Raw genomic sequence first — 15,898 nt, 5'->3', positions numbered from 1 at the left:
GCGTCGATCAATGCGAAGCGACCTCAACCACCCGATGCCTCGGCGCGGCGCCCGAAGGCAGGCACGACGGCCCGACCGGTTCGAAGGTCTTATACGTAAGAATAAACTCCTGGTGCCCGAGCGTCTCCGATTTCGACGCCGCGCCCTGCGCCACCGCCAGCGTCTGATCGAACACTTCGCGGCCCACCTCTTCCAGCGTGCCGCGGCCTTCGAGAATCCGGCCGGCGTCGACATCCATATCGCCGGCGAGATTGCGATAAGTGGCCGGATTCGCGCACACCTTGATGACGGGCGAAATGGCCGAGCCGACCACCGAACCGCGTCCGGTCGTGAACAGGATCACATGCGCGCCGCACGCGATCAGCTCGCCGATTTCCGCGTTGTCGCTGATGTTCGGAAAACCGAAACGCGGTTCACCGTCCGGCACGACGTCGAGCAGATAGAGGCCGCCGGTCGGCGGCACATCGCCCGGTTTGATGATGCCGACAATCGGCGACGCCCCGCTTTTCGCATAGGCGCCAAGCGATTTTTCTTCCTGCGTGGTCAGGCCGCCGTCGGCATTGCCCACCGCAAAACTGCCGTGACCGAGAATCGAGTAATAGCGCGCTGCCTTGGCCACGCAGGCGACGATCTCGTCGCCGAGTTCGGGCCGCGCCGCGCGCGTTTTCATATGAAACTCGCAGCCGACCAGCTCGCCCGTTTCTTCGAAGATGCAGGTGGCGCCGGCCTCGATCAGATGATCGAACGCGCGGCCCACCGCCGGATTCGCGGTGATGCCGCTGGTGCCGTCCGAGCCGCCGCAGATCGTGCCGATCACCAGTTCGTCGAGCCCCATCGGCACGCGCTGTTGTGCCGCCAGTTGCTTGCGCGCATCGCGTACCCAGTCCACGCCGTACTGAATCGTGCTGCGTGTGCCGCCCTTTTCCTGGATCGTCAGGACTTCGACAGGTCGACCGGTTGCGCGCACCACGTCGACCAGGTAGTGCTTGTTCATGCTCTCGCAGCCGAGCGATACGAACAGCACCGCCCCCACATTGGGATGCGTGGTGAGCTGTTCGAGCATCTTCTCCGCGTAGCCGTTGGGATAGCACCCAGGGAAGCCGATCAGGTGCACGGCCGGTTCGCGTTCTGCTGTGGGGTCGTCGAACGCGTCGAGCGGCTCGCGGAACTGCGTGACGATCTCGCGAGCGACGTGATGCGCGCATTCGACGAGGTACGCCACCGCGACCACATTGCGGATGCCTTTACGCCCGTCGCTGCGTAAAAAGCCTTGCAGCACGGGTTGCAAGCCGGCGGTTGAGGAGATCGTTGCTTCGGAAGTGTCAGTCATGATCGTTCCAGCGCGGTATCACACCGCGTCAATGATGCACGAATTCGTGGCCCGCATCGTGGGTGTACGTGGGCAGGTAGTCGCTTTCGAGGTTGTGGGTGTGCAGATGCTCGCCGCGCGCGACGGCTTCTGTCACGTGGCCGATCACCGCGCCATAGCGCAGCACCTTGTCGTCTTTGGCCAACGCGCCGCGCGCAACCTTGTGGCCCAGATCGATCGCCTTGCTGAGCGTGACGCGCTCGCCTTCAATCTCGACTTCGGTACCGGCTTCGAGCCGCGCCGCCGCAATCAGACAGTTGTCCTGCGGACTGAGCAGGATCAGGCGGACATCGGTATGCAATGGGCTGCTCAAGATACGTCTCCGTGAACGTGTGCGTTCAATTCTGGCCTTCGCCGCTTGCGAGGCGTGCCACCATCAGCGAGCCAAGGATGATCGCGCCGTAGATGGCCTGAATCCAGAACGACGGCACCTGTGCCAGTGTTAACAGATTCTGCACCACACCGAGCAGCAACACACCGGAAAGCGCACCGAGCATGGTGCCCTTGCCGCCGTCGAGCGAAATGCCGCCGATCACCGCAGCCGCGAACACCGTGAAGATCATGCCGTTGCCCTGATTCGCGTTGATCGCACCCACATAGCCGGTGACGATCAGGCCGCCAAGCGAAGCGAGCACGCTGCCGAGCACGAACACGCCCCACGTAATACGCTCGACGCGAATCCCGGCGGCGCGCGCCGCTTCGGGATTACCGCCGATCGCATACAGCGCGCGCCCAAGCCGATGGTAGCGAAGCATAAAAGCGGCCACCGCGAATGCCACCGCCGCGAGCCACACCGACAACGGCAGCCCAAGGACAATCGTCGTAGCGAGCGTGAAGAACGACGACGGCATATCGAACAGCGTGCCGCCCTTGGTCGCGCCCACCAGCATGCCGCGCAGCACAATCAGCATGGCGAGCGTGACGATGAAGGCGTTCAGGCGTAAGCGGACCACCAGAAAGCCGTTGATAAAACCGATCACCGCGCCGACTACGAGAATCGCCAGCAAACCCGCCGCAGCGGGCCATTGCCAGCCAAAGCCCGCGGAGGCGGCCGGCATCACCAGCATCGCGCCGACCGCAGGCGCAATCCCCACCGTGGACTCGAGCGACAGATCGAACTTGCCGGTCAGCACGATCAGCGATTCGGCGAGCACCACCAGCGCGAGCGCCGCGGACGCACCGAGCACGCTGATCAGGTTCGCCTTGGTCAGAAAGCTCGGGCTGACAAATGCGCCGATCACAATCAACAGGGCAAGCGCGGGCACCAGGGCGAGGTCGCGCAGCCGCGCGAATTCGATCCGCACCCGGCCGCGCTGCGCGGCCTGCGCACCAACCTGTCCTTGGGCCGCGCCGAATGCAGGGCTTGGCACACTATTCTTCATGGAGACTGACTCCTTCAACGGATGCGATCAGGTCGTGGTCCTGCCAACCCGCGGGGAATTCGGCCGCGATGCGGCCACGGAACATGACCAGCACACGGTCACAGGTGCGCAGGTCGTCCAGTTCGCCAGAGACCACCAGCACCGCCTTGCCTTCTTCGCGCACACGGTCCACCACGGACAGCAGCGCTTCTTTCGATTTGACGTCGACGCCCGCAGTCGGGTCGATCAGGATGAGGACGTTCGGATCGGTCGCCAACGCGCGCGCCATCACCACTTTTTGCTGGTTGCCGCCGGACAGGCCCGACACCACGTGCTCCGGCCCCGGCGCCACGATGCCGAGCGCGTCGATCATCTTGCGGCCGAAGGCGTTCTTTTTCGCGGGCGGCGTGAGACCGAACTTGCCGAGCAGACGCGTGATCGTCATGGAGGCGTTTTCCGCCACCGATTGCGTCAGCACAAGGCCTTCGTGATGGCGGTCTTTCGGCACGCAGCCGATGCCGGCTGCCAGCGCCGCGGGCACATCGCCGCGCGGCAAGGATTGGCCGGCCACGCGGATGTCGCCGCGCTTCGGCGAGCGCAGACCGGCAATCGCCTCCGCGACGCTGGTGCGGCCGCTGCTCGTGGCTCCCGTCAGACCGATGACCTCGCCGCGTTTCACCGTGAACGACACGTCTTCATAGTCCGCGCCGCCCAGACCGGCGACTTCCAGCGCCACTTTCGTACCGGCGGGCAGCGGCGCGCGGGCGGCGGCGTCGGCAACGGCGAGGCCGCCGCGTTCGCCGGTCATCGCTTCGATCAACTGCTCGCGCGGCAACGCAGACACCGGCGCGCTGACGATATGCCGCGCATCGCGCAGCACCGTCACGGCCTGGCAGATCTCGTACACCTCCTGCAGATGGTGCGAGATAAACAGAAACGTCACGCCTTCACGCTGCAGCTCCGTGATGCGGCGAAACAGCCGTTTGATTTCGTCGCCGTCGAGTTGGGCAGTGGGCTCGTCGAGAATGATGAAGCGCGCGCCATACGACAGCGCTCGCGCAATCTCCACCAACTGACGCGCCTCGACGCTCAGATCGCCGGCGCGGGCATCTTCGCGCACGTCGATCTTCCAGTGGTCGAGCAATTCACGCGCATCGCGGCGCATGGCTTGCCAGTCGATCATGCCGCGCCGCTCAGGCTGACGGTTGATGAACAGATTCTCCGCGACGCTCAGATCGCGGATGATGGTCGAATGCTGATAGACGCAGGCCACGCGTTCGCGCCATGCGTCGCGGTCGGCGAGCGACGGCGCGGGCATGCCGCCGAAGCGCACTTCGCCGGTGTCGGGCTTGCGCAGGCCGGTGAGAATCGACACCAGCGTCGATTTACCGGCCCCGTTGCGCCCGACGAGTGCATGCGACTCGCCCGCCATCACGCGGATGCTCACGTCGTTCAATGCGGCGTAGGAGCCGAAGCGCTTGGTGACGTCCAAGGCTTCGACGACCGCAGCCGCGGCCCCGGCCGTTGCTGTTTCTGTTGCCGCAATGCCAGGCGTGTGCAGGGGCTCGCTCATTTGACCGTGTTGCCCCACAGGTTCTTGTCGTCGACATTCGCCTTCGTCACGAGCGGCGCAGGCAACTGATCTTCCAGCATGCCCGGCGCGATCTGGATGATCGTGCTGCCGTGATCGGTCGGACCCGGCTTGAAGGTCTGTCCGGCGAGTGCGGCCTTGATGTAGTACAGGCCGTACTTCGCGTACAGGTCAGCCGGTTGCGAGACTGTCGCGTCGATCTCGCCCTTGCGGATCGCGTCGAATTCCTGCGGAATGCCATCGTTACTGACGATCACGACGTGTTTCGCATCGCCCACCGGAAACAGCATCTGCTTGCGGCGCAGCGTCTGCAGCGTCGGCGACAGGTAGACCCCGCCCGCTTGCATGTAGATGGCCTTCACATCCGGGTTGGCGGTCAGCAGGCTGTCGAGCGCGGTCGCGGCGACGTCGCCCTTCCAGGCAGCCGGGATCTCCAGCAGCGACAGCGCCGGATAGTGCTTCAGGCAGGCGCGGAACGCTTCCGAACGGTCACGTCCGTTCACCGATGCCAGATCGCCCATGATCTGCACCACCTTGCCGGACTTCACGTGCTCGCCGATGTACTTGCAGGCCATCTCGCCGTAGGCGTGGTTGTCGGCGCGCACCACCATGGCCACCTTGCCTTGCGTCGGCGCCACGTCCACGGCCACCACCGGGACGTTCCTGGCCGAGGCGGAATCCAGCGCGCGGCTGATCGCGGCCGAATCCAGCGGCCCGACGACGATGCCCTTCGCGCCCAGGTTGAGGATGTTGTTCATATCAGTGATCTGCTGCGCAGGGTCACCGTTCGAGTTGACGGGCGCGAGGATGTCGAGACCCATCTGCTTCGCGTACACCGGCAGGTAGTTGTTGTACGACTGCCAGAACGGCGAGGTCAGCAACGGCAGACCGAGACCGATCTTGCCGGTATCGGCGGCGCGGGCGGCGCCACTCATCGCAAGGCCGGCCACACATGCGGCGGCGACCCCGACGGATAAAGCGCTCTGGATGAAACGGCGGGCCGCGTGCGGCCCTTTTGCGAACGTCATGACTTTGTCTCCTTTCGACCGGGTGGGTGCTTCAACACCTGCTCCGGTCCCATGCGTTGTTGAACTAGCTGAACCGGTTCCGAGGGGAGCCGGAACGTCGTCCTGCGCTTTCTTATGAATATTGGTGTGCGTCAATTCACCAATGAACGTATTATTCATATACGGACTTTTCTAAGTCAAGGACTGTGCACTGCACCATCCGTCCGTACTTTCCCTGGCCACGTGCGGTCCGCTACGCTCTACACTCACGCGCCGGATAACAATGGGGCCTGCACAGCCGTGCATGGGACAGCCATACGACTGCATGGGACCGGAACCTACTCATGATGGATGCGGAAGAAAGAGACGACGCCGACCGTTACCGCGCACCTGCGCTGGACAAAGGCCTCGATATCCTCGAACTGCTTGCCGAGCAGAAGGACGGGCTGACGCGCGCCGAAATCACCAAGCTGTTAGGGCGCAACGCGAGCGAGATGTACCGGATGCTCGAGCGTCTGGTTGCGCGCCAATACGTGGTGCGCTCGGCGGCAGGCGATCGTTATTCGCTGAGTCTGAAGTTGTATGCGCTGGCGCATCGCCATCCGCCGATGAACCGGCTGATCGCCGAAGCCCTGCCGCTCATGCAGCGGTTTTCGGACCGCGCTGAGCAGTCGTGTCATCTGGCGGTCTACGACCGTGGCAATCTGCTGGTGATCGCCCAGGTCGACGGCCCCGGCACGTGGGGGATGGCCGTGCGGCTCGGCTCGCGGGTCGGGTTGATCGATACCGGTTCGGGCCGCGTCATGCTGGCGTTTCAGACCGCCGAGCAGCGCGCTCACATGCTCGCGGAACATACCAAGGTGAAGGGCGAGGTGACAATCGACCGCGACGCACTCGAACAGACCTGCGAACAAATCCGCACCGCCGGCTTTTCGCAGAAAGACAGCCAGCAGATTTTCGGCGTCACGGATCTGACCTTCCCGCTGCTCGGGCCATCCGGCCAGGCGATCGCCGCGTTGACGTGTCCATACTTGCGGCGCATTGACGAATACGTCGCGCCGACTCTCGATGCGGTGACCGCGCAGTTGCGGGAAACGGTCGAGGCGTTGTCGATGTTTCGCGAGGAGGCGAGCTAGTGCTCGTTGCTCGGCCGTTTTCCGCTTTGCAATAATTGACAATGTCAGGTGTGCCGCACGTCAGCCGAACACCGAGGTCCCGCGTTTTATCAGGAGTGCGCCTTGACGCGCACAAGAATCGCAGCGAGCCGGCCATTTAGCAGGCCGTATTGTCTGCGTCCCCCGATGAACGCGGCGACCCCGCGGCAGATCCACAGGATCCACACCATGAAACAGCTACTCCTCTCTATGGCCGCCGTGGCCGGGCTGCTCGCAGCGACCGCGAGCTACGCGCAGGTTCCGGCGAGCGCGCCAAGCGGATCGACAGGGCTATGCAAGGACGGCTCGTTCTACTCGGGAGCCACGAAGAAGGGCGCCTGCGCCGGCCATAAGGGTCTCAAGACCTGGTACGGCGCCTCGGCGGCCGCTGCGGCATCCGGCGCTCCCGCGACAGCCGCCACCACGGCCGCACCGGCAGCGGCTAGCAACGCCAAACCGGCACCCGCGATGGCACCGGCTGCGGCCAGCAGCGCCAAGCCGGCGCCCGGCGGCGGTCCCGGCCAGGTTTGGGTCAACACCAGCACGAAGGTCTATCACTGCCCGACCGACAAGTACTACGGCAAGACCAAGCATGGCGCGTACATGACCGAAGCGGATGCAAAAGCCAAGGGCTACCACGCCGACGCCGGCAAGGCCTGTCAGTAAGACCTGACGCACTGCCATCCTCCTGCATCCGCGCCTGATGGGCCGGATGCAGGATCAGGCTTCCACCGCCTGACGCTACAACACACGCTACATCCCCACGCCACCGCCGAGTTGCCCGCCGCACGGACGCGGCTCGCGTGCTAGCCACGTTTCTACAGCGGGGTGAGATCACCCTGACCGTCTGCTCGCGCTCCCTCCTCCCCTGCATGGTTTAGAATGGCGACCCTCTTAAAAATGTCGCCGCGTGGGCATCCTCCTGCGCGCGCTCTCGATACCTCATGGCGAAACTTCTGACCGATTCCGAATTCCAGCGTTTTTCCGAACTCCAGCAGAAGCAGGCGAGCTTCACGATCACCCCCGAGGAAGCCGACGAACTGCGCGACATCGTGGCCCGCGCCCAGCAAAAGCGCGACGATCGCGCCGCCGCCATGCAAGCCATGGAAGCCTATATCCAGCAGTTCGACATCAGCCCGGACGAGCTGTTTTCGCCGGAGCAGATCGGCGAAGCCGCACGCACCTACGGCCTGATTCCGGCCGCGAAGAAGGAACGTGTGCTGCCGCCGTCGTTCACCTACAACGGCAAGCCGTACCAATGGACGCGCGCTTTGCCGGACGATATCCGCGTGCCACTGTTCGACGCGTTCAAGGCAGGGCAGTCGGTGAAGGACTTCATCGCGACGCCGAAGGACGCCACGCGCTGCGCGGCGACGATCGCGCGTCTCGAACGTGAGACGGGCGCGGTCTACGCCGATGCGTGGCTCGAAGAATTGGCCGTAACGCGCGGCCAGGTGGATGAGGCGGCGGCCAAGCTGGCCGCCTGAGTCGGCGCTGTCGGCAGCGTCACCGTTCGCACGGTCCGTGCGGTGAAATAACTCCACCAGTCCGCACTACGCGCCGGTTTCCTGCTTTGCCACGGTCTCGATCTTGACCAGCAGGGTGCCGGTGCGTGGCAGATCAAGCGCCGCGGCCGCGGCATAGGACAGATCGATCACCCGCCCGCGCGTATAAGGTCCACGGTCGTTGATCCGCACGATCACCGAGCGCGCACTCGATACGGCGGTCACCCGTACGTACGAGCCAAGCGGCAAGGTCCGATGTGCGGCGGTCAACGCGTGCAGGTTGTAGCGCTCACCGCTTGCGGTGCGGTGCCCCTGAAACTGGTTGCCATACCAGGACGCCATGCCGGATTGCCAGAAGCGCGACGCGGCGTCACGCTCGTCACGCGACGATGCGGTTTCGGTCTGCGGACGCGGCAACTCAGGCAGGCTCGATAGGAGCAGCGAGTGCTCCGTGCCAAACGGCGTAATCGCCGTGAAGGCTCTTGATTCTTCCTTATGCGGTGCCTCATAGCTAACCTGCCCGGTTATGCCCGGCGGCTGCATGCAACCCGCCAGTAACGCTAAGGACAACAGAATTCCAAGGTTTCGGTAGAAACGAAATGCTTTCAAAACAATCTGCTTGATGAAATGAATTCGACAGCGCCGCTCGAGCGCAAGACGATCAGGTGATGGGGCAAGCCCCCGACTACGGCCGACGCCGGACGCGAACGCCTAGCCCTGGCGTTTCGGCAGATAGATCAGCGGGTCGACCGGCTTGCCATCCTTGCGGACTTCGAACTTGAGGGAGCCATTGCCGTTGGTGTCTGCTCCCATCTCGGCAATGCTTTGCCCTTGTTTGACGACAGCGCCTTGCCCGACCAGCAGCTTGCGAAGGCCGCCGTAAGCGGTCACGAAATGGTCGTCGTGCCTGATGACAATCAAGCGGCCGTAAGGTTTGACGCCAACGCCCGAGTACACCACCCGGCCGCCTCCGGCAGCTTTGACCGGGTCGCCCAAACGGCCACCCAGTTCGACGCCCTTGGAGCGGCCCGCGGCGAATTTGGCGGCAACGGCACCGGAAACCGGCCATTTGAAGCGGCTTGCCTCTGCCGAAGCAGGAGCGGGATTCCGCTTGACGCTGACAGCCGGATTGGGTTTAGCGCTCGCCGGAGCGCGTCCGGAAGACTTCGCAATACTGACCAAGGTATCACCGGCGTTGGCGCGGTAAAAACCTGCTTCGACAGGCAACGGCACACCATCCGCCGACGAAACGGAGGACACTTCCACCATCGGTACGGGAAACGATTGCGCCTCGGTGTCCTCGGGCGACGCCACCGGGCGATGCGTACTCACGCAACCCGTGAACGTCGTCAGCGTGGCGCAGAGCAGCAGAAGCCGCCAGCGAGTAGAAGCGTGCAGGTACATGGTCTTTTCTCGATTAGCGAAGCGCGGACGCGAACCGACGCCAGACTTAGGGCTTCATGGCCGGTGCGGAGGCGGGCACTGCCGCGGACGCATGGTGCTTGTGATGTTTGTGACGCTTGTGGTGATGCTTCGCCGTGGACGCTGCGTCGGCCGGGGCTGCGCTCTGCTCCTGCGCGGGCGCTGCGGTGGGTGCGGATGCCTGGGCAAACGCGCCGAGCGAAAACAACCCTGCGAGAGCGGCAATGGTGATCTGCTTGTTCATCGTCTATCTGTCCTGAAAAAAACCATGATTGAGTGGGCGACCGGGTAGCGGTCGTGTGTTTAACGGCTTCCCGCGCAAGCCGTTGACCCATTTGCGCTTTAATCTGGAATCCTTGACGATATTTTTCAACTCTGCACGAAAACGCAGCTTAAGACCCAACAATCGTGATGGCCCATGCGAACAGACAACCCGCCGGCGCGCCAATCACCCGTCCCAGTACGCTTGCCTGGGTGAACTCGCCAATCCGGCTTTCAATGGCGCCCTTCAGAACGCCGTGATGACGCAACAGCGGCTCGGTGGTGCAGATGACGGTCGCGACCAGCCACGCCATTCCCTCACGCCCCACCAGGTGGTCCGGGTCAATGAGATTGGTCAATTGCAGAACGAAGATGGCGACGGCGCTCAGGAAAAACGCGAACAATAACGATTTGATGAATTGGTCGGAGACGGCGAGGTTATCCATTTGAATATCGGTCGAAACGTTTTGATATGCTCAGCAAGGCGAACGTGCCCCATGACACTGAACGGGGCACTGGACAGGTGATGCGCCGTGCCTTGAACAGGTCGTTTGAGCCACGCGGGGCATCGCTGAATGAAGCCAAAAAATATAGCGGAAACGACCGCCGCAAACACTCGGAGGATTCTCAAAGGTGCGGCATGAGAAGCCGACGCGCGAGTCAGTCGCCTCCTGGCCAGCAGTCAGCTTTTTCGCATCGAACGCTTCGGAATAGGCCTACAGACTCGCCGCCCCAGAGCACGCATAATTGGCGCCCCATAAAACACCCATCCTCGCGTGCGCATCTCCCATGTCGACCTCATTCCGCTCGCCGTCTGACGACATTCAATCCTGGTATCGCGAGGCGGACGACGCGCGTCAGGCCGGTGATATCGCCACGGCGCAAGCCGCCGTTGAACGAATCCTCGAGCAAGATCCCGAGCGTGCCGGCGCCCTTTACTTGCGCGGACTGTTGGCGCTCGATTCGAACCAGTTCGAAGCCGCGCAAAGCTGGGTTGAACGCGCGATCGCGGTGCATCCCCATGCGGATTTCTACCTGACACTGTGCGTCGTTCAGATCAAGTTGAACGCGTATGCCGGTGCGCTGCAATCAGCGAGGGAAGGTCTTGCGCTGCAACCCGACTCGATCGCGCTGCGCTACTACGAGGCGGGCACGCTGTTCGTGCAGGGGTTCCTCGACGACGCAGCGCTCAGCTATCGCAAGTTGCTCGAACTCGTTCCCGATAACGTACAGGCGCTCACCAACCTGGGCGTGGTTGTCAAGAGTCTGGGCGCTCTGGACGAGGCCGAGCGACACCTACAGCACGCCATTGCCCTTGCGCCGGACTACCTCAGCGCTCGCGCCCATCTCGCGACGGTTCTGCTGGCTACGGGGCGTTATGAAGAAGCATGGCCCCGGTTCGAAGACCGCTGGGCCAATTTTGCGAATGCCGACGGAAGCCACGCTCCAGCGGCGCGGCCGCAGATCCCGCTGCCGCAATGGAAGGGGGAACGTCCAGAGTCGGTCATTCGCTCAGCAGATACCCCCACACGCGGAACGCGTCTGCTGGTTATCCCAGAGCAAGGTCACGGCGACAGCCTGCAGTTTGTCCGCTACCTGCCTCTCGCGCTCCAGCGTTTCTCGCAGGTAGGCTACGTCTGCCCGCCCGGCTTGCGTCGCCTCTACGAAGAGTCGCTGTGTTCGCGCTGGCCGGGCCTCGTCATGCTTGATGTAGGCATGCCGCGTTTCGATGAGTGGGACTGGTACTGTCCGATGATGTCGCTGCCCATGGCGTTCGGCACCCGCCTGGACAACATCCCGGCCGCGACGCCTTATCTCTTTGCCGATCCCACTCGCGCCGCCTCGTGGCGCGCAAAACTCGCCGCTTTGCCCGGCCCCGTGCTGCCCAAGGTCGGCGTGGTCTGGGCGGGCGGCCATTCAGGCATGATGGAAGACAAGATGCGTAGCCTGACGTCCGCGCAAATCGCGCCCTTGCTCGCGTTGCCGCACATCCGCTGGATCAGTTTGCAGAAGAGCGATGATCCGGCGAAGCGTCCGGACGCGCTGAGCCACCTGGGTTTGACAGACTGGACGGACGAAGTCGCGGACTTCGCAGATACCGCCGCGCTGATCGAGAACCTCGACCTGGTGATCTCCGTGGATACCTCGGTGGCGCACCTGGCGGCGGCCATGGGCAAGCCGGTCTGGCTGCTCAACCGCTTCGCCGGATGCTGGCGCTGGCTGCGCAACCGGGATGACAGCCCGTGGTATCCCACCGTGCGCCTCTTTACCCAGCAGCGACGGGGCGACTGGCAAGAGGTACTGACGCGCGTATCGGCGGCGCTGCTGCAGCGATTTGCGCCGTAGTGCCGTAGTGCCTTTAGTGCCGTGGAATAACCCCGCCGCTAAGCCGCCGCTTCCGCCTCATCCAGCGCCATCCTGAACCCCACCACCGAGGGATCTTCGGTGGGCGACACCGTGAAACCACACGCTCTCGCCAGCGCGATCATGGGCCCATTCTCACGCAGCGCTTCACCCACCAGCCAATGTGTGCCGCGCGAGCGGGCATACGCGATGATCTTCTCCATCAGCAGCGTGCCGAGGTGCCGTCCCTTCTGATCCGAGCGGATTGCCACCGCGAACTCCGCGGTCTCGTTATCGGGATCCGCCACTGCGCGCACCACGCCCAACGTCTGCGTGAAACCCTCCTCGGAAGGAACTGTCGCGATCAGCGCCATTTCCCGGTCGTAGTCGATCTGCGTCATGCGCGCGAGTTGCGAATGATCGAAGCTGCCCACCGCGCCGAAAAAGCGCAGACGCAGATCGTCGGGCGTCATGGCTTCGACAAAGTCATGATGAGCGGCTTCGTCCTCCGGACGAATGGGCCGCACCGTGATACGCAGGCCGTGCCAGTCGAGCGTCTCCTCGTAGCGGCGCGGATACGGCATGATGGCGAGCCGGCTGCGTTTGGCGCCGAGCCGGATATGCGGCGCAACGACAACGGTGTGCTCGCGGAACACCCGCAGCGCGAGTTTTAAGCCGACGATCTCGCGAACATCGCACACCGCTTGCGAGAGCGCCGTAAAAGCGGCCAGCACAGGCTCAGGCGCGGCGACCCGCGCATACGGCGAACGGGTCACCATGTCGCGCGCCAGCATGGGGTTAAGCGGCGGCAAACCGAAGACCCGCAGCGGCACGGAGACGCCATCCGCCGACGGCGTCGTGAAGCGGAACACGGGGCCGAAGTTGTCGTCGTCGTGCAGTTCCACGTCGATGTCGACGATCATGTCCTGGGTGGCCTCACCTGGCTCGACGCGCAGCCCGAAATGCGCGAGCAAATTCGCCGCGTGCGCGTCAGTGAGCGTGTCCTCGCCCGCCGCCAGGGCCGCGCGCGCTTGCGCCTGCGCAGCGTCGATCTCGGTGGGGATTTGCGCCGGCAGCCCCTCTGGCGTCTGCATCAGCAACTCGCGCCCCAGCCGGTAATCGACCAGACGGGCAAACGCTCGTGCCAGCCGCTGTGGCGTCGTATGGACTGGAATGCCCTGCGCATGCAATGCATCGCGAGTCGCCGCGTCCAAGCCGCCGAAGAAACACGCCAGCAGCCCACGATAGGCGAACCGTTGATTTGCGATCAGCGCCCGCGCGACCTCGCTCACCGGCGCGTTATGGGTCGACGCGTGGACCACAAACGCCGTGCCGGTCTCGCGATGTTGCGCGAGAATCTGCAAGGCCGTGCCGAAATGCTCGGCCTGCGCGTCGTCGCCAAGTAGCAGGGGGTTGCCTGCAACCGCGCGCGGCAACGCCTGGGTGACCGCCTCCGTGGTCTCAGCGGGCCACTGCGCCAGCGTGTCGCCCGCGGCAGCGAAGGCGTCACACGCCACCGTCGCGATCCCACGGTCGCTGGTGATCAACGTCGCTGTTGCCCCGGCCGCGACGCGGCCCACGCCGAGGGTTTCGATTTCGTCGAGCAGGTCGTCGAGCGAATCGACGCGCACCATGCCCGCGCGGCGGAAGGCCGCCGTGTAGAGTCCGTCGGAGGGATCGGCGCGGCCCGAGCGCAAAGCGAGGACCGGTTTGTTGCGCGCCGCCGCCCGCGCCGCCGACATGAACTTGCGAGCCGCGCGCACCGTATCGAGTTCGAGCAGGATGGCGCGCGTGCCGGGGTCGCTTGCCAGATAGTCGAGCACGTCGCCCGCATCCACATCCGCCTCGCCACCGAGCGCCACCACGTGCGAAAAGCCCAGACCACGCGCATACGCCCAGCCCAGCACGGCATTCGTCAGGGCATTCGACTGCGACACCCACGCCACTCCGCCCGCCTTCACCAGGCACGACGGCGCGCCCAGATGCGCCCGCAGCGCCGGCGACACCACGCCGAGGCTGCCCGGTCCCACGATACGCAGCAGATTCGGCCGCGCCGCCGAGAGCGTGTGCCGAAGCGCGAGACGGTCTTCGTCGCTATGCACTTCCCCGACGATGATGGCGGCCCGCGTGCCCAGACCGCCGAGTCTGTGGACGATGCTCGGCCAGGTCGCAGGGGGCGTGCAGAGCAGCGCCACCGTGGGGGCCTCGGGGAGGTCACCGACGTCCGCGACAACCGCGTGCCCGTCCAGCGAGTCGTATTTCGGGTTCACGGGCCAGAGCGGCCCGTCGAAGCCGCCGCCCAGCAGACTCGCCCACACCAGCGCGCCCGTGCTGCGCGGCCGTCGCGAGGCGCCGATCACAGCAACGGATTTCGGTCGAAACAGGGCATCGAGATTGCGAACGGTCACGGGGCACTCCGCGAGTCGAAAGGGGGCGCGTTTGGGACGAACGCGCGTTCCCCTCAGGATAGGCGATGTCGGCTGGTTGCGCGGCGGTCCAGGCCAACGGGTCAGCAAAACCGGGTGCTAAGGCCCGTTGTCTTGACTTGTTCGCCGGCAAGCGCCTTTTGTTGCTGGCACCCGCTCAAGACGCGGTCCGAAATGCGACAATCCGCGCCATGACGCGTGTTGAAGACGACGCGCGGTGACGCGGCATCGGTCGAGCCCCAAAGGCAGTAAGATGCGGCGAGGCGGCGGGCGGCCCTTCTGACGGGCCAGCACAGCCGCCTACAGCAGCACGATTGCCGCATGGCACTCTGGAGACGAGGCGCCCCGGCAATCGCAGAACGATGACAACCATTGCGGACGGCAGGACCGCGCCAGCCCGGCGCGCCCCCGGACGACCAGAAAAGACAGAAGGTGAAGTTATGCGGCGCTTGCCATCGCTGATTGCGTTGCGCTTCTTCGAAGAGACCGCTCGTCATTTGAGCTTCAACCGCGCGGCAAGTGCGCTGTGCGTGACGCAGGGCGCCGTGAGCCGGCAGATCAAGATCCTGGAGGAGTCGCTCGGCGCGAAACTCTTCGAGCGCGATCACAAGGGTATCCGGCTGACGGCGGCGGGGTTGCAATTGCTGCCGTGCGTGTCGGAGGCATTCGATACGATCGAGCGCGGCACGCGCCAGGTCACCACCGCCAAAGGGCGGCGGCGCCTTGTGCTGTCCGTGCCACCTACTTTCGCTACGCAATGGTTCTCGCCGCGGCTAGGCTCGCTGGCGGTGGAACTGCCTGATGTCGAATTGTCCATCCGCACCGAACCGACTGAGGATTGCCACTGCAACATCCGTTTCGGCCGCGAAGCGCTACCCGATGCGCATTCCGAATTGCTGATGATCGAGCGGCATACGCTGGTGGGTGCACCGCATCTTCTCGGGCGGCCGCTGGAGACGCTGCTCGAGCGCATGCCCGCACTCCACGTGCTGCATAACGAGACGCGGCTCGATCTGTGGCCAAACTGGCTCGCCACGGCAGGCATGCCGGCGCATTACGCGGAAAACGGCATCGAGTTCTCGAATCTGGAGCAGGCGATTCATGCGGCGCGTAAGGGCGCGGGATTGGCGGTGGTCGATCGGAACATGATCGTCGAGGAACTCGCGGATGGCAGCCTGGCGCGGATCTCAGAAATTGAAGTCAGCGGACCGTACGGTTACTGGCTCGACGTGGCGCAACGCCACGGGGCGCTTGAGCATGTGCAGGCGTTTGCCAGCTGGATGCGGGAAGAGGTTTTGAAGATGGGGTGAGGGGGCCACATTGATAGCCTGTGGAGCCGATGTGGCAATTGAGCGATGCGTAAAAGGCCGCAACCACTCGATGCTCTATACTTTCGCTGCCAGTGAGATACCGGTAGTGGGTCTGGCAGTCTCATTCATCCTCGGGACTCGCAGAACCC

At 64.2% G+C, this 15,898-nt stretch carries 15 protein-coding genes; 5 read left to right on the top strand and 10 right to left on the bottom strand.

What is annotated here, in order from left to right:
• Window positions 1-7: 7 nt before the first annotated feature.
• The 5 genes from BUS12_RS02215 to BUS12_RS02195 are packed head-to-tail and all read right to left on the bottom strand — an operon-like array spanning window position 8 to window position 5,256.
• Window positions 8-1,330, bottom strand: coding sequence for a UxaA family hydrolase (locus BUS12_RS02215; protein ID WP_171991579.1), 1,323 nt, complete (start codon window positions 1,328-1,330; stop codon window positions 8-10).
• Window positions 1,331-1,358: 28 nt separating this feature from the next.
• Window positions 1,359-1,682 (bottom strand): UxaA family hydrolase, encoded by a 324-nt coding sequence (locus BUS12_RS02210; protein ID WP_143788239.1) that lies wholly within the window; start codon window positions 1,680-1,682, stop codon window positions 1,359-1,361.
• A gap of 25 nt (window positions 1,683-1,707) precedes the next feature.
• Window positions 1,708-2,751 (bottom strand): ABC transporter permease, encoded by a 1,044-nt coding sequence (locus BUS12_RS02205; protein WP_074294038.1) that lies wholly within the window; start codon window positions 2,749-2,751, stop codon window positions 1,708-1,710.
• The gene (locus BUS12_RS02200) at window positions 2,741-4,303 is read right to left on the bottom strand and encodes a sugar ABC transporter ATP-binding protein (protein WP_074294037.1); all 1,563 of its coding nucleotides are present in this window, start codon (window positions 4,301-4,303) and stop codon (window positions 2,741-2,743) included. Before BUS12_RS02200 ends, BUS12_RS02205 begins: the two co-directional genes overlap by 11 nt.
• Window positions 4,300-5,256, bottom strand: a complete 957-nt coding sequence (locus BUS12_RS02195; protein ID WP_253190105.1) for a sugar ABC transporter substrate-binding protein — start codon at window positions 5,254-5,256, stop codon at window positions 4,300-4,302. Before BUS12_RS02195 ends, BUS12_RS02200 begins: the two co-directional genes overlap by 4 nt.
• A gap of 419 nt (window positions 5,257-5,675) precedes the next feature.
• Here BUS12_RS02195 and BUS12_RS02190 point away from each other — a divergent pair, with 419 nt between their 5' ends.
• From BUS12_RS02190 to BUS12_RS02180, 3 genes are all read left to right on the top strand, one after another.
• Window positions 5,676-6,464, top strand: coding sequence for an IclR family transcriptional regulator (locus BUS12_RS02190; RefSeq protein WP_074296991.1), 789 nt, complete (start codon window positions 5,676-5,678; stop codon window positions 6,462-6,464).
• Window positions 6,465-6,671: 207 nt separating this feature from the next.
• The gene (locus BUS12_RS02185; RefSeq protein ID WP_074294035.1) at window positions 6,672-7,148 is read left to right on the top strand and encodes a hypothetical protein; all 477 of its coding nucleotides are present in this window, start codon (window positions 6,672-6,674) and stop codon (window positions 7,146-7,148) included.
• 278 nt (window positions 7,149-7,426) lie between these two features.
• Window positions 7,427-7,969 (top strand): hypothetical protein, encoded by a 543-nt coding sequence (locus tag BUS12_RS02180; RefSeq protein ID WP_074294034.1) that lies wholly within the window; start codon window positions 7,427-7,429, stop codon window positions 7,967-7,969.
• 66 nt (window positions 7,970-8,035) lie between these two features.
• Here BUS12_RS02180 and BUS12_RS02175 read toward each other — a convergent pair whose 3' ends face one another.
• The 4 genes from BUS12_RS02175 to BUS12_RS02160 all read right to left on the bottom strand — a co-directional run bounded on the left by BUS12_RS02175 (window position 8,036) and on the right by BUS12_RS02160 (window position 10,116).
• On the bottom strand, window positions 8,036-8,557 hold the full coding sequence (locus tag BUS12_RS02175; protein WP_253189984.1) for a septal ring lytic transglycosylase RlpA family protein: 522 nt from the start codon (window positions 8,555-8,557) through the stop codon (window positions 8,036-8,038).
• Between the two features lie 141 nt (window positions 8,558-8,698).
• Window positions 8,699-9,391 carry a murein hydrolase activator EnvC family protein gene (locus BUS12_RS02170; RefSeq protein ID WP_074294032.1) on the bottom strand — a complete coding sequence of 231 codons (693 nt, stop codon included), beginning with the start codon at window positions 9,389-9,391 and terminating at the stop codon, window positions 8,699-8,701.
• A 46-nt stretch (window positions 9,392-9,437) separates the two neighbouring features.
• Window positions 9,438-9,653: a hypothetical protein gene (locus BUS12_RS02165; protein WP_074294031.1), complete on the bottom strand. Its 216-nt coding sequence runs from the start codon at window positions 9,651-9,653 to the stop codon at window positions 9,438-9,440.
• 148 nt (window positions 9,654-9,801) lie between these two features.
• The gene (locus tag BUS12_RS02160; RefSeq protein WP_074294030.1) at window positions 9,802-10,116 is read right to left on the bottom strand and encodes a hypothetical protein; all 315 of its coding nucleotides are present in this window, start codon (window positions 10,114-10,116) and stop codon (window positions 9,802-9,804) included.
• Between the two features lie 343 nt (window positions 10,117-10,459).
• Between BUS12_RS02160 and BUS12_RS02155 the strand changes: the two genes are divergently transcribed.
• Complete coding sequence (locus BUS12_RS02155) at window positions 10,460-12,016, top strand: tetratricopeptide repeat protein (protein ID WP_074294029.1); 1,557 nt, start codon at window positions 10,460-10,462, stop codon at window positions 12,014-12,016.
• Between the two features lie 38 nt (window positions 12,017-12,054).
• Here the strand turns inward: BUS12_RS02155 and BUS12_RS02150 are convergent, their stop codons facing one another.
• Entirely contained in the window at window positions 12,055-14,421 is a 2,367-nt protein-coding gene (locus BUS12_RS02150; RefSeq protein ID WP_074294028.1) for a bifunctional acetate--CoA ligase family protein/GNAT family N-acetyltransferase, read from the bottom strand.
• Between the two features lie 458 nt (window positions 14,422-14,879).
• Here BUS12_RS02150 and BUS12_RS02145 point away from each other — a divergent pair, with 458 nt between their 5' ends.
• The gene (locus tag BUS12_RS02145; protein WP_074294027.1) at window positions 14,880-15,749 is read left to right on the top strand and encodes a LysR family transcriptional regulator; all 870 of its coding nucleotides are present in this window, start codon (window positions 14,880-14,882) and stop codon (window positions 15,747-15,749) included.
• Window positions 15,750-15,898 lie beyond the last annotated feature (149 nt).

The sequence above is a fragment of the Paraburkholderia phenazinium genome (assembly GCF_900142845.1).
Taxonomy (GTDB): Bacteria; Pseudomonadota; Gammaproteobacteria; order Burkholderiales; family Burkholderiaceae; genus Paraburkholderia; species Paraburkholderia phenazinium_A.
Note: the sequence above shows the minus strand (reverse complement) of the source record. Positions and strands in the feature narration are given on the sequence as shown.